The sequence below is a fragment of the Chelatococcus sp. GCM10030263 genome, from assembly GCF_042666455.1.
GTDB lineage: Bacteria > Pseudomonadota > Alphaproteobacteria > Rhizobiales > Beijerinckiaceae > Chelatococcus.
This window is the reverse complement of record NZ_JBHTDB010000002.1, coordinates 635,193-658,527: the sequence shown is the minus strand read 5'-3', so window position 1 is coordinate 658,527 and position 23,335 is coordinate 635,193. Positions and strand designations below refer to the sequence as shown.

Below are 23,335 nucleotides of genomic sequence, written 5' to 3'. Positions count from 1 at the left end.
CGCGTCGCCGTACGACAGCTGGTGTAGGCTCTTGCGATCCCGTCATCCACAAAGACGGATTGTCCTTCCTTCGGAAGCTAGACTAGAAACTTATGGGATAGCCTCCGCGGCTCCTGAGGACAGATGCTCGGACGGCCTTCGCACAAGGTTGCCTTGCAAGGGAGGTTGCTATGAAGGCGTCATCGGTGAGTTTCATTGGAGCCGTCGTGCTGGCGCTGGTTGGAATGGTATGGGGCATCGTCATGGCCGCCTCACAGGATCATTCCACGATGCCGGCGCATGCCCATCTCAATCTCCTCGGATGGGTATCGCTTTTCCTGTTCGGGCTCTTCTACCATCTGCATCCGGCCATCGACCTGAGCCGGCTCGCCGTGCTGCAGGTCTGGGCCTGGATCGTGGGGACCGTTGTCCTGACGATCGGCGTCGCGCTCGTGCACACCGGCAATGCCCTCGGCGATCCGATCGCGGCCGTCTCGTCGCTCGTCGTCGTCGCTGCCATGGCCCTGTTCGGCTGGATCATCCTTCGACGGGAGCAGATCGGGGTGATCGCCAGGCCGCTCCCCGCGGAATAACCGGCCTTCAAATCTGGAGGGATCGGGGCGGCCGTTCGGCTGCCCCGTAGCCCATTTTGCGCATCAACGGCGGATCATCCGCCGCACTCCCCGGAACAAAGTGCCCTTCGCCACGTTTGCAAGCTTGGGCTTACCTGCCCGACCCGCAGGCGCAATGTGGCGGGTCATTCGCGGGGGAGAAATGACTTGCCGGCATCGCGAATGAGGGCGCCGTGACCGTCTTTCTGCTCGTGCGGCATGCCGCCCAGGATGACGTGGGCCGTGTCCTCGCGGGACGCATGCCCGGCGTGCATCTCGGCCCTGCCGGCCGCGCCCAGGCGGCCGCGCTCGGCGACCGGCTGAAGCGCGAGCCGATCCACGCCATTCACACGAGCCCACGCGAGCGCACGCGTGAAACGGCGGACGCGATCGCCTCTGCGGCAGGTCTTCCCGAGCCCATCATCGTCGAGGCACTCGACGAGATCGACTTCGGCGCCTGGTCCGGCCAGAGCTTCGATGCTCTCAACGACGACCCGGATTTCCGGCGCTGGAACGCGACGCGCAGCCTTGCCCGCACGCCGGGTGGCGAGAGCATGCTCGACGTGCAGCGGCGCGTCCTCGCCCATATGGAACGCGCTTCAGCCGAAGCCGGCGAGCGCACGATCGTGCTCGTCAGCCATGCCGACGTCATCAAGGCCATCGTTGCCCACGTGCTCGGCCTCTCCGTCGATGCGTGGTGGCGCTTCGAGATCAGCCCCGCCTCCGTCACCCGGCTCGTGATGGCCGACTGGGGCGCAAAGCTCGTCCAGCTGAACGAGACGGTCCCGTGAGAGCCCGTCGATCATGACTGCAGTATTCGGGAGAAGCCGATGAAGATGTCGACCAAGGAGATTGCCGAGCGCGTGCAAGCGCTCGGCCCCTGGTTTCACAATCTCGAACTGAGCGGTGTAATGACCGCGCCGGATCACTTCCTCGGTGATTATCCGCGCGTCAAATGGCAACGCTTTGCGGATGCGATCCCGGCAGACCTCACCGGCAAAAGCGTGCTCGACATCGGCTGCAACGGCGGCTTCTACTCGCTCGAGATGAAACGGCGGGGGGCTCAACGCGTGCTCGGCGTCGATTTCGACGACGGCTATCTCGACCAGGCGCGCTTTGCGGCGGAGGTCGCGGGCCTCGACATCGAATTCGCGAAGCTTTCGGTCTACGATGTTGCTTCGCTCAAGGAACGCTTCGACCTCGTTCTCTTCATGGGCGTGCTCTATCACCTGCGCCATCCGCTGCTCGCGCTGGATCTCATCCGCGAACATGTGGTCGGCGATCTCATGGTGTTCCAATCCATGCAGCGCGGCAGCGAGCAAATCGACGAGGTGGCGGAAGATCACAGGTTCTGGGACACGGAGCTGTTCGACAGCCCGGGTTTCCCCAAGATGCATTTCATCGAGCATCGTTATGCGGAGGATCCGACGAACTGGTGGGTGCCGAACCGCGCCTGCGTGGAGGCGATGCTGCGCTCATCCGGCTTCGACATCCTCAGCCATCCGGAGGATGAAGTTTATGTTTGTCGCGCGGCCGGAAGGCCTGCCGGCGAGGGGGCAGTCTATCCAGCACGGGGTGCAGCATGATCGAAGCGGCGATGATCTGGAACGAGCCGAACAACAAGTCCCACTGGGATCCGGAGCTCGATCCCGACTGGGCGCTGTTCGCCGACATGACCATCAAGGCGGCACAGGCGATCCGGGCGGAGAACCCCGCCATTCCCCGCGTGCTCGGCGGAATCTCGCCGATCGACCCGGCCTTCATCGCCAATATGAGAGGCCGCGGCGTCCTCGACGAAATGGAGGCGGTGGCCGTGCACGGCTTCCCGCTCGACTGGAACCTCTGGCAGATCCACGAGTGGCCCGCCAAGCTCGACGAGATCCGTACGGTGACGGACCTGCCGATCTGGGTGAGCGAGGTCGGCATCTCCACCTTCGGTGCCGAGGAGGTGCAGATTTGGGGGCTGAAGCGCACGGCCGAACTCCTCATCGGCCGGGCACCACGCATCCACTGGTACAGCCTTTACGACCTGCCGATGGAATGGGGGGCCACGACGCGCCACAAGGAGGCGGAAGGCTCCTCCTACTACCGCCATTTTCACATGGGCCTGATCCGCGCCGACGGCAGGCCGAAGCCGTCACTCGAAGACTTCGCGCAGTACACGCCCAACATGGGGCTGGTGCAGTGGTTCCATTTCGAGGACCCGAGGCTCGACGACGCCGTTGCCTGGATGAAGCACCTCGGCGTCACCTATCTGCGCACCGGCCTTTCCTGGGCGGATTCCTTCCGTCCCAATGCCGATGCCTGGTTTGACCGGATGATGGACGCGCTCGCCGATTTCGACGTGACGGTGACCTTCTGCTTCACGCCGGAGCATCGGGGGCTCGCCCCGCACCACACGAGCCCGCCGGCGGTGCCCGAGGAATTCGCCGAGTTCTGCGCGACGATGATCCGCCGTTATGGCAGCGGCGCGCGCCAGGCGATGCCGACGGCGGCAGCAGCGAGGGTGTAAGGTAAGCGGCGCGCTGGCGCGATCCCCCCCTTGAGGGGGAGGTGCCAGCCGTAGGCTGGCGGAGGGGGTCTCCTGGCCAGCGTCGACTGACCCCACCCGGCTCCGAGCTTTGCTCGGATCCACCCTCCTCTTGAGGGAGGGATCACGTGCCGATCTTACATGCGGTAGCTCTGCTGCTTGCGGAAACGGCCGAGGATTGCGCCAGGCGACCTCCCCGACTTGCCCGAGGCGAAGCATCGTCTCACCGCCCATAGAGCCGGTCGAGGACGCGGGCGACGGTGACGATCCGCTCGGCCTCCGGGTCGAAACGCCCGTCGCGCACGAGACGCAGCGCCCAGTCCGCCGCGGCGCGGCCGCCCCAGGCATCGGGCGGGCTCACCAGGCGTTCGCGCGCCGTGCCGCGGTTGAGCTCCGCCGTGAAATCGTAGAAGGAGCCGTCGACATTGCGGAATGAGGCGCCGGCCTTCGTGCCCATGACGTCTGCGGTGATCACCGCATCGCGCCCGGCATGGAGCCGCCAGGACGTGGCGAGCCGCACGACCGTGCCCGTGCCGAGCGTCAGGGTCGCGACCGCATAGTCCTCGACCTGACCGGCATTCGCGGCGAGCGGCTCGCCACCGGCGAAGAGATGGCCGGAGGCCTCCGTCACCTCGGGGAAGTCGAGCAGCCAGAGCGCGAGATCGACGAGATGGACGCCGAGATCCATCAGGCAGCCACCGCCCGACAGCGCGGGGTCGTAAAACCACGGCTTGTCCGGGCCATAGGCATTGTGGAAGACGAGATCGATGCCGAAGATCTGCCCGAGTTCGCCGGCGCGCACGCTTTCGCGGATGCGCCGAAAGGCTTCGGTGTGGCGATAGGAGAAATCGACCCCGAGCAGCCGGTCGGCGCGGCGCGCGGCCGCGACCACCGCCTCTACCTCCGCGGCCGTGCGGCCAAGGGGCTTCTGGCAGAACACCGCGATGCCCTTCTCCAGCGCGGCGATGCTCTGCGCGGCATGGAGCGCGCTCGGCGTCGCGATCACCACGCCGTCGAGATCGGCCCGCAGCAAATCCTCCAGTGATCCGACGACTTCGGCCTCCGGGGCGAGCCGGGTGGCCTCGGCCGCCATATCCGCATGCGGTTCGGCGATGGCCGCCGCCTCGACCGCGCCGGTCTCCAGCATGGCCTGCATGCGGTGCCGGCCGATCCAGCCGACGCCGAGGAAACCGAGGCGCGGGCGAGCGAGCGAGGACTGGGGCTTTTGCGCAAGAGCTTCCATTACGGGATCACCACGGCCTTGAGGAATCTATCGGGGCGGTCGCGCGTCGCATCGAGCGCTTCGGCGAGCCGCGCGAGCGGAAAGCGGTGGGTGATGAAATCATCCGGGTCGAGCCGGCCGGCGGCAACCGCATCGACCGCCTCGCGAATGCCCGCGACGTAAACGGCGCGGTCGCGCTCATGGGCATTGATCACGTCGAGCCCGCGCCAGTTCCACAGCCACATATTGACCTGCCGCGGCCCGTCCTGATGGTAGCCGGCGACGACCAGCCGGCCGCGCTCGCGCGTGAGCTCTGCGGAGAGGTCGAGCGGCCATTGCTTGCCGGTCGCCTCGATGACGCGATCGCAGAAGCGCCCGCCGGTCAGGTCACTGACTTGCGCAATGATCCGCTGGTGGTCGTCCATGGGGATCAGTTCCGCCGCGCCCATCCGGCGCGCGGTCTCCAGCGCGAAGGGCCGCCGGGAGACGGCAATGACGCGCGCCCCGGCATCGCTCGCGAGCTTCGTCAGGACGGCGCCCAGAAAACCGGCGCCGACGATGGCGACCGTTTGGCCCGCCTCGATCTCCGCCCGGCGGAAGATGTTCATGGCGCAGCCGAAGGGCTCGCCCGGAAAAGGCTTGCCATCGAGCGCCGCGGGCAGCGGCACCACCGCATCCGCATCGGCGATGTCGTATTGCGCATAGCTCTTATAGGAGATGGCCGCGACGCGGTCGCCGGGCGCGAGGCCGGTGACGCCCTCGCCCAGCGCATCGATGATGCCCCAGCCTTCGTGGCCGAGGTCGCCGGGGCCAGTGGGGAAATTCATCCATTCCGGCCCCGCCCAGGGCACGAGATTGGAGGCGCAGACACCGCAGCCCTCGAGCCTGATACGCACTTGGCCGGGGCCGGGCTGCGGCCGTGCAACGTCCGCAATTTCGAGCACGCCCGGGCCGGTGACGACCGCGGCGCGCATGCCGGTCGGGCTATCACCCGCTTGGCGCCTCGCCCCTTCTTCGGCGGCTTCTTGCAATGACGATCGATCGCAACGGATGTCCGTGCTGTCCACGCAGCCTCCCCCCGAGTGTTGCCGTGACGCGGCAGCGCCGGGCGGCGCCGCCATGAAGCATAACGCAGAGCTTAGGTCCTTGTTCCGGGCTCGAGCCTGGCCGTTGCGCATGGGCGGGAGCGCTCGCGCCGCAGAGCGCCCACAGGGCCGAAATCTGGCCTGCGGCAACGACTTATACTATTCGCCGGAACCGTAGCACTGCAAGGATCGACAGCTCTTCAGAATAGCCAAGTCTAGGCTCTCAGCGGCCAAGCTGAAGAATATCCTCGTAGCTGGCTACCAACTCGGAACCTTCTTCGTAGCTGCAAGTTAGGTGCTTTGTAGCCACGCTTGATGTGTCGGTTGGGCCAGCAGGAGTCTCCTCATGTCCCAAGGAAAGACGACAACGGATCACAAGGCCATTCGCAGTTGGGCCGAAGCGCGGGGTGGGCGTCCGGCGCGCGTCAAGGGGACGGGCAAGGGAGATGACCCGGGGATTCTGCGAATCGACTTCGGTGAGCCGGACGAAAGCTTGGAAGAGATCTCCTGGGAGGAATTCTTTGAAAAGTTCGAGGACAACGAACTCGCATTACTTTTCCAGGACGAAGGCGAAAGCCGTTTCAACAAGCTCGTTCACCGCAAGCAATCCTAACCCGAGGCATCCATGACGACCGTTCTCGTGACCGGTGGCGCCGGCTTCATCGGCTGCCACGTTGCTTCCTCTTTGCTGAAGCGCGGCTATCGCGTGCGTGTTCTCGACAGCCTGATCGAGCAGGTGCACCAGGGCACCATGCCGCTGCGTTTGCCGGCTGACGTGGAGTTCATCGAAGGCGACGTCCGCGATGCGCAAGCCGTCGGCCGCGCGCTCAAGGGCGTCGATCGTGTCGTGCACCTCGCCGCCGAGGTGGGCGTCGGCCAGAGCATGTATGCCATCGACCGCTATGTCGCGGTCAACGACTACGGCACGGCCGTCGTCTTCCAGCAGCTCATCGACAATCCGGTCGAACGCGTCGTCGTCGCCTCGTCCATGAGCATCTACGGCGAGGGGCTCTACGAGACCGCGGACGGCGCCCCTTTCGAAACCGCAGAACGCACGGCGATCACCCCTGGTTCCTGGGATCCGGTCGATGCCGAGGGACGGCCGCTCAAGCCCATGGCGACGCCCGAGTGGAAGCGCCCGGCGCTCGCCTCGGTCTATGCGCTCACGAAATATGTGCAGGAGCGGCTGACGCTCAATGTCTGCGCCGCCTACGGCATGGAGGGCGTGGCGCTCCGCCTCTTCAATGTCTATGGGCCGGGACAGGCGCTCTCGAACCCCTATACGGGCGTTCTCGCCATTTTCGCCTCGCGCCTCCTCAACGGCAAACCGCCGCTCGTCTTCGAGGACGGCAGGCAACGCCGCGACTTCGTGCATGTCTCGGACGTGGCGGAAGCCTTTGCGGTGGCGCTCGAACACCCGGCTGCGGCGGGCCAGGTCTACAACATCGGCAGCGGCGAGCACCGCACGGTGGTCGAGGTCGCCGAGCTCCTCGCCCGCAGCATGGGCCGCGAGGAGATCACGCCGGAGGTAACAGGCAAGGCGCGCACCGGCGATATCCGCCATTGCTTCGCCGATATCTCCAAGGCGGAGCGCGAGCTCGGCTTCCGCGCGCGGCAGGACTTCGGCGAGGGACTTGCCGAACTCGCTTCCTGGGTCGCCCAGCAGGAAGCGACCGACCGCGCCGAGGAAGCGCGGCGCGAACTCGAAGCGCGGGGGTTGGTGGCATGAGCGCGCAGGGCTCGGCACCGACCGCAAGGCCCGTGCTGGTCACGGGCGGCGCGGGCTTCATCGGGGCAAATCTCGCCGATCGCCTCGCCACCGACGGGCATCGCGTCCATATCTTCGACGCCCTCGCCCGACCGGGCGTGGAGCGCAACGTCGACTGGCTGAAGGCACGCCACCCCGACCGGATCACGGTGACCGTCGCCGACATCCGCGACGCAGGCGCCGTCGCCGAGGCGGCGCGCAATGCCGCCGCCGTCTTCCATTTCGCCGCGCAGGTGGCGGTGACGACGAGCCTCGTCGATCCGCGCGAGGACTTCGACGTCAACCTGCAGGGCACGATCAATATCCTCGAAGCACTGCGCCGGCGCGGCGACGGGACCCCGCTCATCTTCGCCAGCACCAACAAGGTCTATGGCGATCTCGCCGATATCGACCTGGCAGTCAGGGACGAGGCCTATCTGCCGGCCGACGACGCCCTGCGCGCGCGCGGCATCTCGGAGGAGCGGCCGCTCGATTTCCACACGCCCTACGGCTGCTCCAAGGGCGCCGCCGACCAATATGTGCTCGACTATTCCCGCTCCTTCGGCGTGCCGACCGCCGTGATGCGCATGAGCTGCATCTACGGCCCGCGGCAGATGGGCACGGAAGACCAGGGCTGGGTCGCGCATTTCCTTATCCGCGCCCTCGCGGGCGAGCCGATCTCGATTTATGGCGACGGCCGGCAGGTGCGCGACATCCTCTTCATCGACGACGCCATCGAGGCCTATATCCAGGCTTGGCGGCAGATCGAGCGCGTCACAGGCTGCGCCTTCAATCTCGGCGGCGGTCCGGCGAATGCCGTGAGCCTGCTGCAGGTGATCGGCGAGATCGAGGCGCTGACCGGCGCCAAAATCGACGCGGGCTTTCATCCCTGGCGGGCGGGCGACCAGCGCTATTACGTCTCGGACACCCGTCGCGTGCGCGAGGCGCTCGGCCTCGCCACACCGGTTCCCTGGCGCGCGGGCCTTGCTCGGCTCGCGCAATGGCTGAAGGCCGAGGCGCTGCCGGGCAGTCTCGCTGCACGCGTGTCGCGGCCCGCAGCGGTTGATACGGGCTTCAGTCAGCCCGCTCCGGAGCCGATCGCCGCCGCCCCACGGCGCATGGTGGGGGCCTGACGATGCCGCCTCGCCATGACGCGCCGCTGAAGCTCCTGATGACGGCCGACGCGGTCGGCGGCGTCTTCCAATATGCGCTTGATCTCGCCTCCGGGCTTCATGCGCATGGCATCACGACGACGCTCGCCGTGATGGGACCGGCGATGCAGCCTGCGCAGGCGGTGGCTGCGCTCGAAGTGCCCGGCCTCACCATTCTCGATACCCGCCTGCCGCTGGACTGGCTGGCGGAGGATGCGCACAGCGTCGGCGAAGCGGCTCATGCGCTGGCGCGCATCGCTCGCCAGCGCGGAGCCGATCTCGTCCAGGTCAATACGCCGGCGCTCGCCGACGGTCCCTTCGCAGTGCCGGTGGTTGCCGCCGCCCATTCCTGTCTCGCAACCTGGTGGGCTGCGGTGAAGGAAGGGCCGCTGCCCTACGACTTCCGCTGGCGGACCGATCTCATGGCGCGCGGCCTGAAGGCGGCGCATACGGTCGTCGCGCCGAGCCGAGCCTATGCCCAGATGCTCGCGGACGCCTATGGCATCGAAGCGCTCCCCGTTTCCAACGGCCGGGCGGAGGCTTCCGCCGTCGTACCGCCGGATACGGCAGCGCAGGCCTTTACCGCCGGGCGGCTCTGGGACGAGGGCAAGAATGTCGCGACCCTCGATGCCGCCGCGGCGCTGACGGCGGTGCCGATCCGTACCGCCGGGCCGCTCGCTGGTCCCAACGGCGCTCAGGTGACGTTCCGCCATCTCAGCTGGGCGGGCGTGCTCGACGACCGCGGCATGCGCGCGGAACTCGCCAATCGTCCGATCTTCGTCTCGGCGGCGCTCTACGAACCATTTGGCCTGACCGTGCTCGAAGCGGCGCAAGCCGGCTGTCCGCTCGTCCTGTCCGACATCCCGACCTTCCGCGAGCTGTGGAACGGCGCCGCCGTCTTCGTGCCGCCGCGCGATGCGCAGGGCTTCGCCGCGGCGTTGACCCGGCTCGCTGCCGACGAACAGGAACGCGCCGCCCTCGGGGCGACCGCCGTGGCGCGCGCCACCCGCTACGGCATCACCCGGATGGCGAGCGCCATGGCGGAGATCTACGGCGCGTTGATCAACGGGATCACCACCACGGGGGCGAAGGAAGCCGCTGCATGAGGATCGTCTATTTCACCCATTCCCTGACGTCCTGCTGGAACCACGGCAACGCGCATTTCCTGCGCGGCGTGCTGCGCGAGCTCATGGCGCTCGGCCACGACGTTGCCGTCTTCGAGCCGGACGAGGCATGGAGCCTGACGAATCTCCTGCGCGACCATGGCGAAGCCGGGCTTCGCCCGTTCAAGCGCGCCTATCCCGAGCTCTCGTCGGAGATTTACGGCGCCGAGGCGGATCCCGCCGCCCTGGTCGACGGCGCCGATCTCGTCGTCGTGCACGAGTGGAACGACCCGGCGCTCGTCGCGGCCCTCGGCCGGCTCAGGCGACAGGGCGCAGCCTTTACGCTCCTCTTCCACGATACGCACCACCGCGCCGTCAGTGATCCCGACGCGATCCGCGCCTTCGACCTCGACGGCTACGACGGCGTGCTCGCCTTCGGCGAATCCCTCGCCGAGGTTTATCGCCGCTGGGGCTGGGGCGAGCGCGTCTTCGTCTGGCACGAGGCGGCAGATGTCAGGCTGTTTCACCCGCCGGCGGAGGAAGGTGCGCGCGCGGGGCTCGTCTGGATCGGCAATTGGGGCGATGGCGAGCGCACGGCGGAGCTCGAGGACTTTCTCTTCGCACCCGCCGCGGCGGCGGAGCTGCCGCTCACGATCTACGGCGTTCGCTATCCGGAGGAGGCGCTCGCGCTGCTCGCCCGCTACGGCGCGACCTACAAGGGCTGGCTCGCCAATGCGCGTGCGCCGGAGATCTTCGCACAGCATCTCGCGACCGTGCATGTGCCGCGGCGCTACTATGCCTCGATCCTGCCGGGCATTCCGACGATCCGCGTCTTCGAGGCCCTCGCTTCGGGCATTCCGCTCGTCTCCGCGCCCTGGGAGGACAACGAAAACCTCTTCTCACCCGGCCGCGACTTCCTCGTCGCCCGCAACGGCGAGGACATGGCGGGTCATCTCACGGCGCTACGCGACGACCCGGATCTGCGCGCCGGCCTTGCCGCGCAGGGGCTCGCCACCATCCGTTCCCGCCACACCTGCGCCCATCGCGCCGAGGAGCTCATGGCGATCTTCGAACGGCTTACACACCCGAAGATCGTCTCTCTGGATCAGCGGGAGCTTGAAGGCGAGCGGAACGCCTCCCCCCACCTCCCCCTCGAGGGGGGAGGTCGACGCGGTGAAGCCGCGTCGGGAGGGGGTGACAGGTCATCACCCCACCCCGACGAGCCTCCGGCTCGTCGACCCTCCCCCTCAAGGGGAGGGTTGGAACCCGCACACGGCATTGGAAGTCCCGCGGAGATCGCCCAATGAATATCGCCTTTTACGGTTCGAGCTTACTGTCCTCCTACTGGAACGGCGCGGCCACCTACTATCGCGGGCTCCTCAGCGATCTCGCCCGGCGCGGCTATGGCATCACCTTCTACGAGCCCGATGCCTTCGATCGCCAGCAGCATCGCGATATCGAGCCGCCGGACTGGGCGAAGGTCGTCGTCTACCCGGCGACCGAGGACGGCGTGCGCCGCGTCATCGCCGAGGCGGCCAAGGCCGATGTTGTCGTGAAGGCGAGCGGCGTCGGCGTCTTCGACGACGTGCTGATCGAGGGCGTGGTCGCCGCCTCGCGGCCGGAGGCCATCCGCATCTTCTGGGATGTCGACGCGCCGGCGACGCTCGCCGAACTCGCCGGGTCACCCGATCATCCGCTGCACCGGGCGATGTCCTCGCTCGATCTCGTCCTGACCTATGGCGGCGGTCCGCCGGTCGTCGAGGCCTATGAAAAGTTCGGCGCGGCGCGTTGCGTGCCGATCTACAACGCGCTCGATCCTTCGACGCATCATCCGGTCACGCCCGAGCCGCGCTTCAAGGCGGACCTCGCCTTCCTCGGCAATCGCCTGCCGGACCGTGAGGAGCGGGTGACGCAATTCTTCCTGATGCCGGCGGCCCGGCTTCGGAACCGCGCCTTCCTCATCGGCGGCAACGGCTGGGAAACCCGCGCCATGCCGCCCAATGTGCGGGCGCTCGGCCATGTCTATACGCGCGAGCACAACGCCTTCAACTGCACACCGCTCGCGGTGCTCAACATTGCCCGTGACAGCATGGCGAGCAACGGCTTCTCGCCGGCGACGCGCGTGTTCGAGGCGGCCGGCGCCGGAGCCTGCCTGATTACCGATGCCTGGGAGGGGATCGAGCTGTTCCTCCAGCCGGAGACGGAGGTGCTCGTTGCGCGCGACGGGCTCGACGTAGCCCATCACCTGGAAGCGCTGACGCCGGAGCGGGCGGGCGCCATCGGCGAAGCCGCCTGCCGGCGCATCCGCGCCGAGCACACCTATGAACGTCGCGGCGCCGAGGTCGACGCGATCCTCAAGGAAACGGCGGGTGCCAAGCGGGAGAGAGCGCATGACGCGGCTTGATCTCGTCGTCCTCGGCCTCAGCTTGTCGTCCTCCTGGGGCAATGGCCATGCAACGACGTTTCGCGCCCTGCTCAAGGCCTTCGCCGCGCGCGGCCACCGCGTGCTCTTCCTGGAGCGCGACCAGCCCTGGTATGCGGCGCATCGCGATCTGCCGGACCCGGACTTCTGCGAGCTCGTTCTCTATGACGACCTCGCCGGGCTCGACGCCCACCGCGATCGGATCGCGGGGGCGGATGCGGTGATGGTCGGCTCCTACGTGCCGGAGGGCATCGCCGCCGGCGCCTATGTGCAGGAGCATGCGGAGGGCGTCACCGCCTTCTACGACATCGACACGCCGGTGACGCTCGCCAATCTCGCGAAAGGCAAGTGCGATTATCTCACCGCCGATCTCATCCGCGGCTACGACCTCAATCTCTCCTTCACCGGCGGACCTGTGCTCGACCAGCTGATGACGCGCTACGGCTCGCCGGCCGCGCGCGCTCTATATTGCTCGGTCGACGAGAGCGCCTATGCACCGACCGGCATCGCGCCGCGCTACGACCTCGGCTATCTCGGCACCTATTCGCCCGACCGCCAACCGACCCTGGAGCGGCTGCTCATCGAGCCGGCGCGGCGCGCGCCGCATCTCTCCTTCATCGTCGGTGGCCCGCAATATCCGGCTGACATCGATTGGCCAGCCAATGTGACGCGCGTCGACCATGTGCCGCCGGACGCCCATCCCGATTTCTACAACGCCTGTCGGTTCACGCTGAACGTGACACGCGCCGACATGATTCGAGCGGGCTACAGCCCGAGCGTGCGCCTGTTCGAGGCTGCCGCCTGCGGCACGCCCATCGTCTCCGACCGCTGGGCCGGGCTCGACACGCTGTTCATACCCGGGCGCGAGATCACCCTCGCCGATGAGCCTGAGGATGTGCTCGAACTGCTGACCGGCACGAGCGAGACGGCCCGCGCGAGCCAGGCGAAAGCAGCGCGCGAGCGCGTGTTGAAGGCGCATACGGCCGGACAGCGCGCCGCCGAGTTCGAAGGCTTCCTGGGCGAGGCGATCAAGGCCCGCGCCACAGCCTCGCGATCATCGGATTTCTCGGACAGCCGCCCGCCCGCGAGGGCCTTGGCATCCTGACCAACACGACGCGCCGAAGCGGCGGCCCACAACCTGAAAGAGGGTATAAGTATGGACAACAGAAAAGAGGACATCGCCCTCATTGCAGGCGGAGCGGGCTTCATAGGCTCGCACCTTACCGATGCGTTGCTCGCGCGTGGGCTCCGCGTCATCTGCATCGACAACTTTCAGACCGGCCGCCTTCAGAACCTCCGGCATCTCGAACATGAGCCACGCTTCGATCTGATCGACGGCGACGTCATAGATCCTTTGCCGGCAAATTTGCTGCGTAACCGGTCGATCTCTTTCGTGCTCAATCTGGCCTGCGCGGCCTCGCCGCCCCACTACCAGGCGGACCCAGAACACACGCTGATCACGAGCGTGGTCGGCACCCGACATCTCTTGCGGCTTGCCGAGGCCAGGGGCGCACGCTTCCTGCTCGCTTCGACAAGCGAGGTCTATGGCGATCCAGAAGTCCATCCGCAGCGGGAAAGCTATTGGGGCCACGTTAATCCGACCGGGCCACGCGCCTGCTATGACGAAGGCAAGCGGGCGGCTGAGACGCTCACCTTCGACTTTCTGCGCGCCAAGCGCGCCGATGTGCGGGTGGCGCGCATCTTCAACACTTATGGGCCGCGCATGCGCGCCGACGACGGCCGGGTCGTCTCCAACGTGATCACGCAGGCCTTGTCGGGCGACGACATCACGATGTACGGCAGCGGCGAGCAGACCCGCTCCTTCTGCTATGTCGACGATCTCGTCGAGGGGCTCGTCCGGCTCCTGACCTATGACGGCGAGTTCCGCGGCGCCATCAATCTCGGCAATCCTGCAGAGATGAAGGTGCACGAACTCGCCGAACAGATCGTGGAGATGACGGGGACGCGTTCCTCCATCACCTTCCGGCCGCTGCCGGTCGACGATCCGCGCCGGCGCCGGCCCGACATCACGCTGGCGCAGAAGGTGCTCGACTGGGCGCCGCGCGTGCCGCTGACGGTCGGACTGGAAAAGACGATCGCGCATTTCGAGGAGGAGGCGCGCGTGGCAGCCCGCCTGCCGCTCGAAAAGAAGACGGCACCCGGACGCAAGCGCCGGGTCGGCGGCACTGCGGGTGCGGCAGCGCATTGAACGCGCGCAGCGCAACTGCGCTCGAGCGGACGCTTCTGCAGCCCCATGACGATCCGGCTCAGCTCGGCTCTGGCCAGCGATCGTATCGGAGTGTCACATGCAGAAGCGTATCGCGACCTGTCGCTGCGGTCAGCTTCGGGCCATCTGTGAAGGAGAGCCCGTCCGCATTTCCGTCTGCCACTGCTTGGAGTGTCAGAAGCGGAGCGGCGGGCCGTTCGCCGCCCAGGCGCGATGGCCGGAGGCGCAAGTTGCCATCCTGGGTCGGGCGAAGGTTTGGGAACGCGTTGCGGACAGCGGCCGCCGGGCGAGCTATCGGTTCTGCAGCGATTGCGGCTCAACCGTCGCCTATTTCAACGAAGGCTGGCCCGGCCTGGTCGCCGTCCCCATCGGCGCTTTCGCCGACCCCAGCTTTCCCGCCCCTAAGTTCTCGGTTTATGAACAGCGCAAGCACTCTTGGGTGGCAGTACTCGGCGACGGCGTCGAACACTCATCAACGCCGAGCGTCGTGCGCGTTCCCGACGCAAGCTAAAGTATAGATTTTCTGCGCCGTATAGCGGACGAGTATCGCTGAGCGGGTCCAGGTGAATCGTTGAGAAGAGACCGGCATCGTGTCGATGCCTAACTCGGCTTTTCGCACCCTTGTCGCGCCGGTGCTCACTCGGCAGCGCGGACGCTGTCCAGACCCTCGATGAACTGACGCGTACGCTCGTAGGCCTCGGCGTCGGTAAACTGCTGCGGCGGCGATTTCATGAAATAGCTCGAGGGGGCGATCAGCGGTCCCCCCTCCCCCCGATCCATGGCGAGCTTCACGCAGCGGATGGCGTCGATGACGACGCCCGCGGAATTCGGCGAATCCCACACTTCGAGCTTCACTTCGGCGCTCAGCGGCACGCCGCCGAAGGCGGTGCCCTCGAGGCGGATGTAAGCCATCTTGCGGTCGGTCAGCCAGGGCACATAGTCGCTCGGCCCGACATGGACGTCGCCGGCCGGCAGGGGCACGTCGAGCTGGCTGGTCACGGCCTGCGTCTTCGAGATTTTCTTGGACGTCAGCCGCTCACGCTCCAACATATTCTGGAAATCGGCATTGCCGCCGAAGTTGAGCTGGTAAGTGCGGTCGAGGCGCACCCCCCGCTCACGGAAGAGATTGGCGAGAACGCGGTGAACGATGGTGGCCCCCACCTGGCTCTTGATGTCGTCGCCGATGATGGGAAGCCCGCGCGCCCGGAACCGCTCCTGCCACTCGGGCTTGGAGGCGATGAACACCGGCAGGCAGTTCACGACGCCGCAGCCGGCCTCCAGCGCGCGCTCCATGTACCATTCATTAGCCAGCTGCGAACCCACGGGCAGATAGGACACGAGAACGTCGGTGCGGGTCTCGCGCAGGATGCGGGCGACATCGGCCGGCTCGCCCTCGGCCTCGATGATCTCGTCGGTCATATATTTGCCGATGCCGTCGAGCGTCGCCCCGCGTTGCACGGTGACGCCGAGCGGTTCGACCTTGGCGAATTCATAGGTATTATTCGGCCGTTGACGAATAGCTTCGGCGACATCTTTGCCGACCTTGGCGGCGGAAACGTCGAAAGCGGCTGAAACCTCGATATCGGAGATGTGGTAGCCGCCGATGGTGGCGTGCATCAGACCCGGCACCGGCTCGTTGCCGAAGGCCTCGCGGTAGTGGGTCAAACCCTGAACCAAGGAGGACGCACAGTTGCCGACCCCGACGATCCCGACACGCAGTTTTCTTCCGGGCAAGGTCGACCTCCTCAGATTTGCCGTGACTTTTGGCGTGAACCAAAGTCATTCGGATGGATTATAGGTGCGAAAGCTGTTGCCACGACTGCGGCTGCAGGCTTTCGCGACAGTCCATGCGGGACAACGCAGACCCATCATCTTTGTTCCTGCCCAGATGAAGTTTCCGGGCGGGTATTCGCTTGCGCCTCACGCGAAAACGCCCGTCGCCTCGCCGGCGAGCTGGGGCGAGAGGCCGAGGCGAGCGGCGCAGGCAGCGCCGATATCGGCGAAGCTCCGTCTCGTCCCCATCACGCCGGGCCGCAGCTCCTGCCCGAAAGCAAGAACCGGCACCTGTTCCCGCGTATGGTCCGTTCCGCTCCAGGTCGGATCGCAGCCATGATCGGCGGTGACCACGAGGAGATCGTCGGGTCGCAGCCGCATCATCAGCCGGCCAAGATCGGCGTCGAACGCCTCGAGCGCTGCCGCATAGCCGGCGGTGTCGCGCCGGTGGCCGTAGAGCGTGTCGAAGTCGATGAGATTGACGAAAACGAAGCCGCCGTCCGCAACCTCGTCGAGCAGCTCGATGGTCGCCTGCATCAGGGCGGCATTGCCGCTTCCCTTCACCTCCCGGCCGGTGCCCGCATGGGCGAAGATGTCGCCGATCTTGCCGACGGAGACGACATCGCGGCCGGCCTCGCTCGCCACCGAAAGGAGTGTCGGCCCCGGCGGCGGAACGGCATAGTCGCGGCGGCGCGCGGTGCGCGTGAAGTCACCGGGCGCGCCGATGAACGGCCGGGCGATGACCCGGCCGATCATGAGCGGGTCAACCAGTTCTCGTGCGATGGCGCAGACCGCGTAGAGGCGCTCCAGGCCGAAGCTCTCCTCATGGGCGGCGATCTGGAAGACGCTGTCGGCCGAGGTATAGCAGATCGGCTTGCCCGTGCGCATGTGCGCGGCGCCGAGCGCGGCGATGATCTCGGTGCCCGAGGCATGGCAATTGCCGAGGACGCCGGGAAGCCCGGCGCGCCGGCAGAGATCGGCAATGAGCGTCTCGGGAAAGGCCGGCTCGCTTTTCGGAAAATAGCCCCAGTCGAAGGGGACGGGCAGGCCGGCGATTTCCCAATGGCCGGACGGCGTGTCCTTGCCCTTGGAGATCTCGATCGCCGCGCCGAAACGGCCGATCGGCGCGCCGGCGATGTCGAGGCCCGGCGGCACGCGCCCCATCGCCAGCCGGCAGGCATGGCCCAGGCCGAGCGCCGTCAGATTGGGCAGGCGCAGCGGCTCGCCCCGCCCGGTCGCGCAGTAATCGGCGATGTGGCCGATGGTGTCGGCGCCGGCATCGCCGTAGCGGTCCGCGTCGGGCGCGGCACCGATGCCGACGGAATCCATGACGATCAGGATGATCCGCGCCATTCCCCTCTCCTTACGGCAGCCGTTCGAGATCGAACAGCGCGCCGTCCCAATGGCGGAAGCGCCGCTCACCCGCGCGCAGGAGGCGGAAGCCGAGCCGGCCGGCGAGATCCGCCAGCTCCGCGCGATCGGCCGCTTGGTCGCCGCGATAGGAGTAGTTGAGGATGACGAGCCGGCCGCCCGGCCGCAGCACGCGCTTGATCTCGCGCATATTCGCCGCGACGACGTCAGGTCCCGCCGCCACGACATAGGGAAAGCTGTCGACTGCGAGCGCCAGATCGAAAGCAGCCGCCGCAAGGCCGGCAAAGTCACGACCGTTCCCTTGGACGAGCCGCGCATTGCCCAACCGGGCCGCCCGGCGGCGCGCCTCGGCGAGCATCCGCGGCGAGACGTCGAGGCCGGTGACCTGCGCCACATGGGGCGCAAGCGCTGCGACGAAGCGGCCGATGCCGCAGCCGATATCGAGCACATGGCCCTCCGGCCGCACCAGCCCCAGGGCACGCAGTGCCCCCACCACCTCGTCGGTCGCGGCGGCGAGGAGATCGGGGCGGCCGAGACTGTAGAGCGCGACGCTCGCCTCCGGCGAGATCGCCGCCGCCGTGTCGAAGGCCTTCGCCCAGCGCGCCACGTCATCGGTCTCGGCCGGCTCCTCCTCGCTTGTGCGCGCCACCCTCTTCACCAGCGTGAAGGCCTCTGGCGTCGTGCGCCACAGGCGCTCCACCCTTCGGAGCCGCTCGCGCGCGGGCCCCTCGGAAGCGGCGATCGCCTGCGCAAGCGCCGCACGGGCCGTGTCCTCGTCGCCCGCAAGGCAGAGCCGCATGAGGGCGATGCCGGCCGGGATCGCGCCGCCGGCACAGCCTGCGAGGGTCGCGGCAAGGTCCTCAGGCATCGGCATAGGCCGGTGCGGGACGGAAGACACGGCGCCGGCTTAGACGGTCGACCGCACCCCATTCGTATTTGTAGCCTTCCCGTCCGCGCAGGAAGTGGAACTCGCGCCGGCCCTCGCTCAGGGCACGGTCGAGCGCATGGCCGATGAGCAGCGTGCCCGGGCTGACGAAAGCCTGGGCGGGATCGAAACCGCCGATATAGGCATAGGAGCGGCTGCGGTCCTTGAGCCCGTAATAGACGCCGACGATGTCGCCGCCGATCCGGCAGACGAGAAGCTCGAGGAGGCCGGCGCGGTCGAGCTCCGGCAGCGCCCGCTGGTGGAAGAGACGCACGCGCGGGTCGGCGAGCACGCCGCCGCCGCGCTCCTCCCAGCGCAGGCCGTGAAGCTCGACGAGCGCGGCAAAGGCCTCCGCGAGACCGGCGCCGTGACAGCAGCTGATGCTGCCGCCACCGAGACGCCGGGCACGGTTGCGCGCCATGCGCAGCTTCCGCCATTTGCGCGCGGGAATGACCGAAGAGAGGTCGACCGCGCCAGCCGGCAGCGGCAGCACGGGGCAGACTTGGCCCGGTTCGATCGTCGTATCGGCATCCGGGGAAAGTCCAAAGGCCTGCGCCTCGGGGGGCAGATCCGGCATCTCCCATTCGGCCATGCCCGCGCCGAGCCCGCGCGCGATCTCCGCATCGAGCGCGACCGTAACCGGCGCGGCGTATTTCGGATCGATCAGCACGTCGAGATAGTCGCTCGCCGCAATGCCGATGGGGAGTGCGCGCCGCTCGGGATCGACATAGAAGGGCGCGAGGCCGACAAGCTCGCCCCGGCGTCTGAGCGTCACCACATGCAGGCGGCCGGGGGCGAAGGCTTCCCACCAGGGCATCGCCCAGGCAGGCGACTGGAAGGGCGTCGCCGAAGCCGACCGGCCCCAGAGATCCCACCACTCCGGTTCGAGGGCGCGCAGATCGGCTTCACTGTCGACGACAGCCGTCTCGATCATGCGGCATCCCCGAGCCGCGGCGCGCCTGCGCGCGCCAGGGTGCGATAAAGATCGAAATAGCGCGCGATCATCTGATGATGGGAGAAGCGCCGCTGGGCCTCGGCGCGACAGACCGCCGGGTCGATCTCACTGGTGCGCAGGATGGCGGCCGCCATCGCCGCCGTATCCTCCACGAGGAACCCCGTCCGCCCATGGGCGATGGTCTCTGGGAGAGCACCGCGCGCGAGAGCCACCACCGGCGTGCCCGCCGCCATGGCCTCACGCGCGACGAGCGAGCTCGTCTCCGGCACTGTTGAGGCGACGATCACGCAGCGTGCGGCGGCGAGAAGCCGACGCTTGCGCGCGCCGCCCACCGGGCCGATGTAGCGCCGGAGGCCATCGAGCCGCGGCGCGACCTCCTCCTCGAAGTAGCGGCGGTGCTCGGCATAGGGAAAGACCTCGCCGGCAATGATGAGCGGCACGCCCGCTTCCCGCGCTGCGTCGAGGGCGAGATGTACGCCCTTCTCCGGGCAGATGCGGGCGAGCATGAGGGCGAAGCCGCGCTTCGCATGCCGCCCGGAATAGGCGTCGATATCGATGCCGTTCTCGATGGGCGGCAGCGGCCAGACCCGGCCGCCATCCCTGTGCTGGGCAGCCGACACGCCGTGGACATAGGTGCGCGGCCGCCACGGACGAAGCGCCTCGGGCGGATACCAGGCGATCGGCAGATGCAAGGTTGCCAGAACCGGCGGGCCCGCCGGCGGCAGATAGGCGTGAAAATCGATGCCGTGCATATGCACGATGTCGACGCGCCGGCGCGCGGTTTCACGCGCGAGCGCCGCCGCATAGGCCGCGTGGATGCGCGCGCGGGCGGCCTCGTCGATCTCTCCCTCGGCAGTCGGCATCCCGATCAGCGTGCCGGCGACGGTGGAGCCCTCGGCGGCCATAACGAGCGAGCGATGGCCGGCCGCCACCAGCCCCCGGTCGAGCATGGCGAGCACCTGTTCGGCGCCACCGGCCGTATCCGGACCCACCGGCGCGAAAGGAAAGGCGACACTGAGAACGGTCAGGCCCATGCTGCGGCTTCCATCGCGAGCGCATCGCGGGCCTCGCGCACCAGGCCTGGCCAGTCGGGCGGCGACAGCCCCCAGTCATATTGCGCGTAGAGCACCCGCCCGCCGTTCGGCAGCGATGCGAAGTGATAGGCGCCGGCCTGCCGGAAGCGCTCGAACTCCAGCGAGAACGGGCGCAGCGTCTCGTGCTGGGTGGCATGGCAGGCCACCATGCGGGCCTTGCAGTCACGCTCGGCCGCATCGAGAAAGAGCACGCAATTCTCGTCGCCGTCGCAGAATTCCTGCCGGGACATGCCGCCCTTGCCGAGATGGTAGAAGGGCATTTCAATGATCTCGAGCGCGTCCCGGTCGCGGAGGCGTGCTGCCGCATGCACTGAGAAGGCGGTTGCGTCGTGGTCGGGATGGCCGCCCTCGAAGGCATGGGTCAGAACGGTCGAGATCCCGTGCGCAGCAAAGAATTCGGTGAGCGCCCGAGTGACCGCCGGCATGTTGCGGCATGCCTCCTGGTCGGGAATGCCGAGCCACGTGACGGCCTGGGGCGGCACGCCGGCCATGGCGAGCGCGGCGAGAAGCTCCGCCTTGCGGGCTTGCGCATAGGCACGAGCGTCCGGGAAGCCATAGCGCCCGGCGTCGGCGAGATTGCGCGGCGCGCCGTCGGTGACGACGACGACCCGGACGCCCTTGAGGCGGGCAAGAAGCGCGCCGCAGCCGAGCGTCTCGTCGTCGGGATGCGCAACGACGATCGCCACATGACGCCCATCAAGGGGCTGGCGGGTCATATGCGCGATGGCTGCGAGGAAGCCGGGCTCGCCGCTCATGCCGGATCGACCATGCATGGCCTACTCCCGCGGCGTGGCGGACAGCGGCCGCCGCGGCAGAGGCCCGGCCGATCGCGGTTCGCCGCGCCGGCCAGCCGCGGCGATACCGGGCGCAGGCCCAAGCCGCATGTCGGCGGCCTCCGATAGAAGCCCGATCGCGGAGCGATAGCCGTTGAACGTACCCACATCGACATAGGCTTCGCCGGCCTTGATGCCGACAGCCTCGCCGCCGGCGGCGATATAGGCGTTGACCAGCGTTCCGATGAACTCATCCGCCTTGTCGCGGGCCAGCCAGAGGTCGTGGAGCGCGTGCAGCACCCAGCCGGAGAGCTTGAAGGCGCCCCAGATCCAGTTGGACGAGGCATCCTGACGCTTCACCTGGATTTCACGCACCCGGCCGTCGTCATCGAGCACCACGGCGTCGAAGAACTGCGGCTGGTCCACCGGAAAGAGCAGGAAGGAAAGGCCGCCGTCCGGCAGCGCCGCGAAGCCCTCCTTCGGGAACCAGACCGTGTCCGGCAGGCCGACCAGCACCTCCTCGTCGGCTGCGATGAGCGGGGCAGCCCGAAAGATCGCATCGCACAGACCCTCGGCCGCGGGCTGCACGACATAAACGGTGGCGACGCCGCGCTGGCCGGAGCCGTAATATTCCATGATGTCCGACTTACCGGGTGAGATCACGAAGGCGATCTTCTCGGCACCACCGAGCATCATGCGCTCCACGAGATATTCGCTCACCGCGCAGGGCCGCTCGACGCCCTGGTCTACCCGGCTGCCGACCGGCAGCAGTTCCTTCGAGAAGGCGAGCGGCTGGATGCGGCTGCCGCGTCCCGCGGCTGGAATGATTCCCCACATGTCAGGCCTCCTCGGTGAGGGGTTGCTCAATTCGCGGCGCGCTCGCGATGAGGCGCTCGAACTCAGCCGCCCTATGATCGGATGTATGTTCGGTCAGCACGCGCTCGCGGGCGCGGCCGGCGATGCGCGCAAGATCCTCCGGCGAACGGTCGAGTGCCGCGAGCACGTCCTCGGAGGTGCGGGCGAGCAGGATCTCGTCGCCGGGTGTGAAGAAATCGGAGATGCCCGGCCAGACGTCGCTGATCAGCGGTGCGCCACAGGCGGCGGCCTCGAACAGCCGCCCCGAGGGGCACCAGCCCATGTCCGCCATGGCGCGGCGGGTGACATTCAGCGTCAGCCGGGACGAGGAAAAGAAGGCGGGGTGATCCTGCGGCGGCAGGTGACGGACAAAGAAGACATTGTCCGTCCACGGAAACTCCGCCGGATATTGCGCGCCGCCGATGATGAAGCGGGCGTCCGGGCGCAGTCGCGCCGGCTCGATGAGGAAGCGTTGCACGCCGTCCTGCCGGTCGGCGGCGTAGGTGCCGAGATAGGAGAGATCGCCGGCGAACTCGGCGCGCGGCGGCGCCGGACGATGCACCCGCGGATCGACATGGCCGTAGAGCGGCACGGCGCGGCGGGCGCCGAGGCGCTCGACCAGTCCCGTCAGGGCCTCGCCCCCGGTATAGCTCAGCACCAGGTCGAAATCGGCGAGGCCGCGCGGTCCGATATAGCTGGGCGGCTCGCCTTCCGCGAAGGCGGCGAGCGTGACCGGCGTGTCGAGATCATAGAAGATCTTGAGCGCCCGCGGCGTCTCGGCGATGAGCTCTGCTGCCGACACCGCCTCCGGGCAGTAGGAGGTGACGATGGCAATGTCCGCATCGCGCAGGCTGCGTGATGCCTGCTGCCGGACACCAGCCCAATCGTCGAAAAGGATGAGTTCGCCGCCGTCGATCGCATGAAGATCGCGCGCGCCGGCATAATAGGGCACGTCCCGTTCGAAGAATACGACATCCCAGCCCCGCCGCACCAAGGCTCCAACGAGCCCCCGCCAGAGCGTTGCATGACCATTGCCCCAGGACGAGCTGATGGTCAGGCCGAAGATGACGATCTTCATACGACCTCCCTGGCACGGGGTGCGCGGATCGCCCAGCGGGCCGGCGGCGCGCCGCGGCTGCTCGGGACTTGGGGCAGGGCTTGGGGCGAGCCTTGGGGCGGGACTTGCGAAAAGCCGGGCCTTGCAGGCGGCCACTCTCGTGGTCCGAGATCGCACCCGCCGCGCATCACCGGCGCAAATCCCCATGTGAAGGAGAGGCTGGAAGCGCCCTTCCGGCCTTTCGACATTTTGGCATTTTATGGCGGTGAGGCAGACGCTTCACGCCGGCTTTTGTGAGCGCGCGCACGCGGTTACTCCCAGACCAAGCAGCAACTCGACAGCAGCCGAAATGGTTCCCGCAGACAGGCGGAAACAAAGCTTGGGTTGGGCCGTTCTTTCCCGGCAGGGGAAGGCGTGAAGACCGAGGACGAGACGGGGCTTGCCAGCACCGGAGC

Annotated in this window: 22 protein-coding genes and 1 pseudogene; 13 read left to right on the top strand and 10 right to left on the bottom strand. The window is 67.6% G+C overall.

Annotated elements, in window-relative coordinates; genetic code table 11:
- The first annotated feature begins 170 nt into the window (after positions 1 to 170).
- The 4 genes from ACFQU1_RS02960 (at position 171) to ACFQU1_RS02945 (ending at position 3,102) form a co-directional block, all read left to right on the top strand.
- Positions 171 to 572 (top strand): hypothetical protein, encoded by a 402-nt coding sequence (locus tag ACFQU1_RS02960; protein ID WP_378129052.1) that lies wholly within the window; start codon positions 171 to 173, stop codon positions 570 to 572.
- 212 nt (positions 573 to 784) lie between these two features.
- A complete protein-coding gene (locus ACFQU1_RS02955; RefSeq protein WP_378129050.1) occupies positions 785 to 1,381 on the top strand; it encodes a histidine phosphatase family protein in 597 nt (198 codons plus the stop codon).
- 39 nt (positions 1,382 to 1,420) lie between these two features.
- Complete coding sequence (locus ACFQU1_RS02950) at positions 1,421 to 2,176, top strand: TIGR04290 family methyltransferase (protein WP_378129048.1); 756 nt, start codon at positions 1,421 to 1,423, stop codon at positions 2,174 to 2,176.
- Positions 2,173 to 3,102 (top strand): beta-xylosidase, encoded by a 930-nt coding sequence (locus ACFQU1_RS02945; protein WP_378129046.1) that lies wholly within the window; start codon positions 2,173 to 2,175, stop codon positions 3,100 to 3,102. Before ACFQU1_RS02950 ends, ACFQU1_RS02945 begins: the two co-directional genes overlap by 4 nt.
- Before the next feature lie 241 nt (positions 3,103 to 3,343).
- Here ACFQU1_RS02945 and ACFQU1_RS02940 read toward each other — a convergent pair whose 3' ends face one another.
- Both ACFQU1_RS02940 and ACFQU1_RS02935 read right to left on the bottom strand, forming a co-directional pair.
- The gene (locus tag ACFQU1_RS02940; protein WP_378129044.1) at positions 3,344 to 4,363 is read right to left on the bottom strand and encodes a Gfo/Idh/MocA family protein; all 1,020 of its coding nucleotides are present in this window, start codon (positions 4,361 to 4,363) and stop codon (positions 3,344 to 3,346) included.
- The gene (locus ACFQU1_RS02935) at positions 4,363 to 5,316 is read right to left on the bottom strand and encodes a zinc-binding dehydrogenase (RefSeq protein ID WP_378129749.1); all 954 of its coding nucleotides are present in this window, start codon (positions 5,314 to 5,316) and stop codon (positions 4,363 to 4,365) included. The genes ACFQU1_RS02940 and ACFQU1_RS02935 overlap by 1 nt, the downstream gene beginning before the upstream one ends.
- A gap of 457 nt (positions 5,317 to 5,773) precedes the next feature.
- Here ACFQU1_RS02935 and ACFQU1_RS02930 point away from each other — a divergent pair, with 457 nt between their 5' ends.
- The 9 genes and pseudogenes from ACFQU1_RS02930 to ACFQU1_RS02890 all read left to right on the top strand — a co-directional run bounded on the left by ACFQU1_RS02930 (position 5,774) and on the right by ACFQU1_RS02890 (position 14,588).
- Complete coding sequence (locus ACFQU1_RS02930; RefSeq protein WP_378129043.1) at positions 5,774 to 6,040, top strand: hypothetical protein; 267 nt, start codon at positions 5,774 to 5,776, stop codon at positions 6,038 to 6,040.
- A gap of 12 nt (positions 6,041 to 6,052) precedes the next feature.
- A complete protein-coding gene (locus tag ACFQU1_RS02925) occupies positions 6,053 to 7,156 on the top strand; it encodes an NAD-dependent epimerase/dehydratase family protein (RefSeq protein ID WP_378129041.1) in 1,104 nt (367 codons plus the stop codon).
- On the top strand, positions 7,153 to 8,307 hold the full coding sequence (locus ACFQU1_RS02920; RefSeq protein ID WP_378129039.1) for an NAD-dependent epimerase/dehydratase family protein: 1,155 nt from the start codon (positions 7,153 to 7,155) through the stop codon (positions 8,305 to 8,307). Before ACFQU1_RS02925 ends, ACFQU1_RS02920 begins: the two co-directional genes overlap by 4 nt.
- A 2-nt stretch (positions 8,308 to 8,309) precedes the next feature.
- Entirely contained in the window at positions 8,310 to 9,431 is a 1,122-nt protein-coding gene (locus ACFQU1_RS02915) for a glycosyltransferase family 4 protein (protein ID WP_378129037.1), read from the top strand.
- Positions 9,428 to 10,510: pseudogene (locus ACFQU1_RS02910) on the top strand (glycosyltransferase); the annotation flags it as partial. The gene ACFQU1_RS02915 and the pseudogene ACFQU1_RS02910, both read left to right, overlap by 4 nt.
- Before the next feature lie 221 nt (positions 10,511 to 10,731).
- Positions 10,732 to 11,832 (top strand): glycosyltransferase, encoded by a 1,101-nt coding sequence (locus ACFQU1_RS02905; protein ID WP_378129035.1) that lies wholly within the window; start codon positions 10,732 to 10,734, stop codon positions 11,830 to 11,832.
- Positions 11,819 to 12,955 (top strand): glycosyltransferase, encoded by a 1,137-nt coding sequence (locus tag ACFQU1_RS02900; RefSeq protein WP_378129033.1) that lies wholly within the window; start codon positions 11,819 to 11,821, stop codon positions 12,953 to 12,955. Before ACFQU1_RS02905 ends, ACFQU1_RS02900 begins: the two co-directional genes overlap by 14 nt.
- Positions 12,956 to 13,006: 51 nt before the next feature.
- Complete coding sequence (locus ACFQU1_RS02895; RefSeq protein WP_378129031.1) at positions 13,007 to 14,059, top strand: UDP-glucuronic acid decarboxylase family protein; 1,053 nt, start codon at positions 13,007 to 13,009, stop codon at positions 14,057 to 14,059.
- A gap of 97 nt (positions 14,060 to 14,156) precedes the next feature.
- Positions 14,157 to 14,588 carry a GFA family protein gene (locus ACFQU1_RS02890; RefSeq protein ID WP_378129029.1) on the top strand — a complete coding sequence of 144 codons (432 nt, stop codon included), beginning with the start codon at positions 14,157 to 14,159 and terminating at the stop codon, positions 14,586 to 14,588.
- Positions 14,589 to 14,713: 125 nt separating this feature from the next.
- On the opposite strand, the gene ACFQU1_RS02885 is transcribed toward ACFQU1_RS02890, so the two are convergent.
- The 8 genes from ACFQU1_RS02885 to ACFQU1_RS02850 all read right to left on the bottom strand — a co-directional run bounded on the left by ACFQU1_RS02885 (position 14,714) and on the right by ACFQU1_RS02850 (position 22,901).
- Positions 14,714 to 15,811 (bottom strand): inositol-3-phosphate synthase, encoded by a 1,098-nt coding sequence (locus ACFQU1_RS02885; RefSeq protein WP_378129027.1) that lies wholly within the window; start codon positions 15,809 to 15,811, stop codon positions 14,714 to 14,716.
- Between the two features lie 186 nt (positions 15,812 to 15,997).
- Entirely contained in the window at positions 15,998 to 17,203 is a 1,206-nt protein-coding gene (locus ACFQU1_RS02880; protein ID WP_378129025.1) for a phosphopentomutase, read from the bottom strand.
- Between the two features lie 10 nt (positions 17,204 to 17,213).
- Complete coding sequence (locus ACFQU1_RS02875) at positions 17,214 to 18,089, bottom strand: class I SAM-dependent methyltransferase (RefSeq protein ID WP_378129023.1); 876 nt, start codon at positions 18,087 to 18,089, stop codon at positions 17,214 to 17,216.
- The gene (locus ACFQU1_RS02870) at positions 18,082 to 19,080 is read right to left on the bottom strand and encodes a GNAT family N-acetyltransferase (RefSeq protein WP_378129021.1); all 999 of its coding nucleotides are present in this window, start codon (positions 19,078 to 19,080) and stop codon (positions 18,082 to 18,084) included. The genes ACFQU1_RS02875 and ACFQU1_RS02870 overlap by 8 nt, the downstream gene beginning before the upstream one ends.
- A complete protein-coding gene (locus ACFQU1_RS02865; RefSeq protein WP_378129019.1) occupies positions 19,077 to 20,135 on the bottom strand; it encodes a glycosyltransferase in 1,059 nt (352 codons plus the stop codon). Before ACFQU1_RS02865 ends, ACFQU1_RS02870 begins: the two co-directional genes overlap by 4 nt.
- Positions 20,126 to 20,968, bottom strand: a complete 843-nt coding sequence (locus tag ACFQU1_RS02860) for a PIG-L deacetylase family protein (RefSeq protein WP_378129017.1) — start codon at positions 20,966 to 20,968, stop codon at positions 20,126 to 20,128. The genes ACFQU1_RS02865 and ACFQU1_RS02860 overlap by 10 nt, the downstream gene beginning before the upstream one ends.
- A 3-nt stretch (positions 20,969 to 20,971) precedes the next feature.
- The gene (locus ACFQU1_RS02855) at positions 20,972 to 21,805 is read right to left on the bottom strand and encodes a nucleotidyltransferase family protein (RefSeq protein WP_378129015.1); all 834 of its coding nucleotides are present in this window, start codon (positions 21,803 to 21,805) and stop codon (positions 20,972 to 20,974) included.
- Position 21,806: 1 nt separating this feature from the next.
- Positions 21,807 to 22,901: a glycosyltransferase gene (locus tag ACFQU1_RS02850; protein ID WP_378129013.1), complete on the bottom strand. Its 1,095-nt coding sequence runs from the start codon at positions 22,899 to 22,901 to the stop codon at positions 21,807 to 21,809.
- Positions 22,902 to 23,335: the final 434 nt, after the last annotated feature.

Excerpts from the sequence above, each read along its gene's own strand:
- ACFQU1_RS02855 (WP_378129015.1), bottom strand. The coding sequence starts at position 21,805 with ATGTGGGGAATCATTCCAGCCGCGGGACGCGGCAGCCGCATCCAGCCG.
- ACFQU1_RS02920 (WP_378129039.1), top strand. The coding sequence starts at position 7,153 with ATGAGCGCGCAGGGCTCGGCACCGACCGCAAGGCCCGTGCTGGTCACG.
- ACFQU1_RS02895 (WP_378129031.1), top strand. The coding sequence starts at position 13,007 with ATGGACAACAGAAAAGAGGACATCGCCCTCATTGCAGGCGGAGCGGGC.
- ACFQU1_RS02945 (WP_378129046.1), top strand. The coding sequence starts at position 2,173 with ATGATCGAAGCGGCGATGATCTGGAACGAGCCGAACAACAAGTCCCAC.
- ACFQU1_RS02930 (WP_378129043.1), top strand. The coding sequence starts at position 5,774 with ATGTCCCAAGGAAAGACGACAACGGATCACAAGGCCATTCGCAGTTGG.
- ACFQU1_RS02905 (WP_378129035.1), top strand. The coding sequence starts at position 10,732 with ATGAATATCGCCTTTTACGGTTCGAGCTTACTGTCCTCCTACTGGAAC.
- ACFQU1_RS02875 (WP_378129023.1), bottom strand. The coding sequence starts at position 18,089 with ATGCCTGAGGACCTTGCCGCGACCCTCGCAGGCTGTGCCGGCGGCGCG.
- ACFQU1_RS02900 (WP_378129033.1), top strand. The coding sequence starts at position 11,819 with ATGACGCGGCTTGATCTCGTCGTCCTCGGCCTCAGCTTGTCGTCCTCC.
- ACFQU1_RS02925 (WP_378129041.1), top strand. The coding sequence starts at position 6,053 with ATGACGACCGTTCTCGTGACCGGTGGCGCCGGCTTCATCGGCTGCCAC.
- ACFQU1_RS02940 (WP_378129044.1), bottom strand. The coding sequence starts at position 4,363 with ATGGAAGCTCTTGCGCAAAAGCCCCAGTCCTCGCTCGCTCGCCCGCGC.
- ACFQU1_RS02850 (WP_378129013.1), bottom strand. The coding sequence starts at position 22,901 with ATGAAGATCGTCATCTTCGGCCTGACCATCAGCTCGTCCTGGGGCAAT.
- ACFQU1_RS02935 (WP_378129749.1), bottom strand. The coding sequence starts at position 5,316 with ATGCGCGCCGCGGTCGTCACCGGCCCGGGCGTGCTCGAAATTGCGGAC.
- ACFQU1_RS02960 (WP_378129052.1), top strand. The coding sequence starts at position 171 with ATGAAGGCGTCATCGGTGAGTTTCATTGGAGCCGTCGTGCTGGCGCTG.
- ACFQU1_RS02950 (WP_378129048.1), top strand. The coding sequence starts at position 1,421 with ATGAAGATGTCGACCAAGGAGATTGCCGAGCGCGTGCAAGCGCTCGGC.
- ACFQU1_RS02890 (WP_378129029.1), top strand. The coding sequence starts at position 14,157 with ATGCAGAAGCGTATCGCGACCTGTCGCTGCGGTCAGCTTCGGGCCATC.
- ACFQU1_RS02915 (WP_378129037.1), top strand. The coding sequence starts at position 8,310 with ATGCCGCCTCGCCATGACGCGCCGCTGAAGCTCCTGATGACGGCCGAC.
- ACFQU1_RS02880 (WP_378129025.1), bottom strand. The coding sequence starts at position 17,203 with ATGGCGCGGATCATCCTGATCGTCATGGATTCCGTCGGCATCGGTGCC.
- ACFQU1_RS02860 (WP_378129017.1), bottom strand. The coding sequence starts at position 20,968 with ATGCATGGTCGATCCGGCATGAGCGGCGAGCCCGGCTTCCTCGCAGCC.
- ACFQU1_RS02870 (WP_378129021.1), bottom strand. The coding sequence starts at position 19,080 with ATGATCGAGACGGCTGTCGTCGACAGTGAAGCCGATCTGCGCGCCCTC.
- ACFQU1_RS02865 (WP_378129019.1), bottom strand. The coding sequence starts at position 20,135 with ATGGGCCTGACCGTTCTCAGTGTCGCCTTTCCTTTCGCGCCGGTGGGT.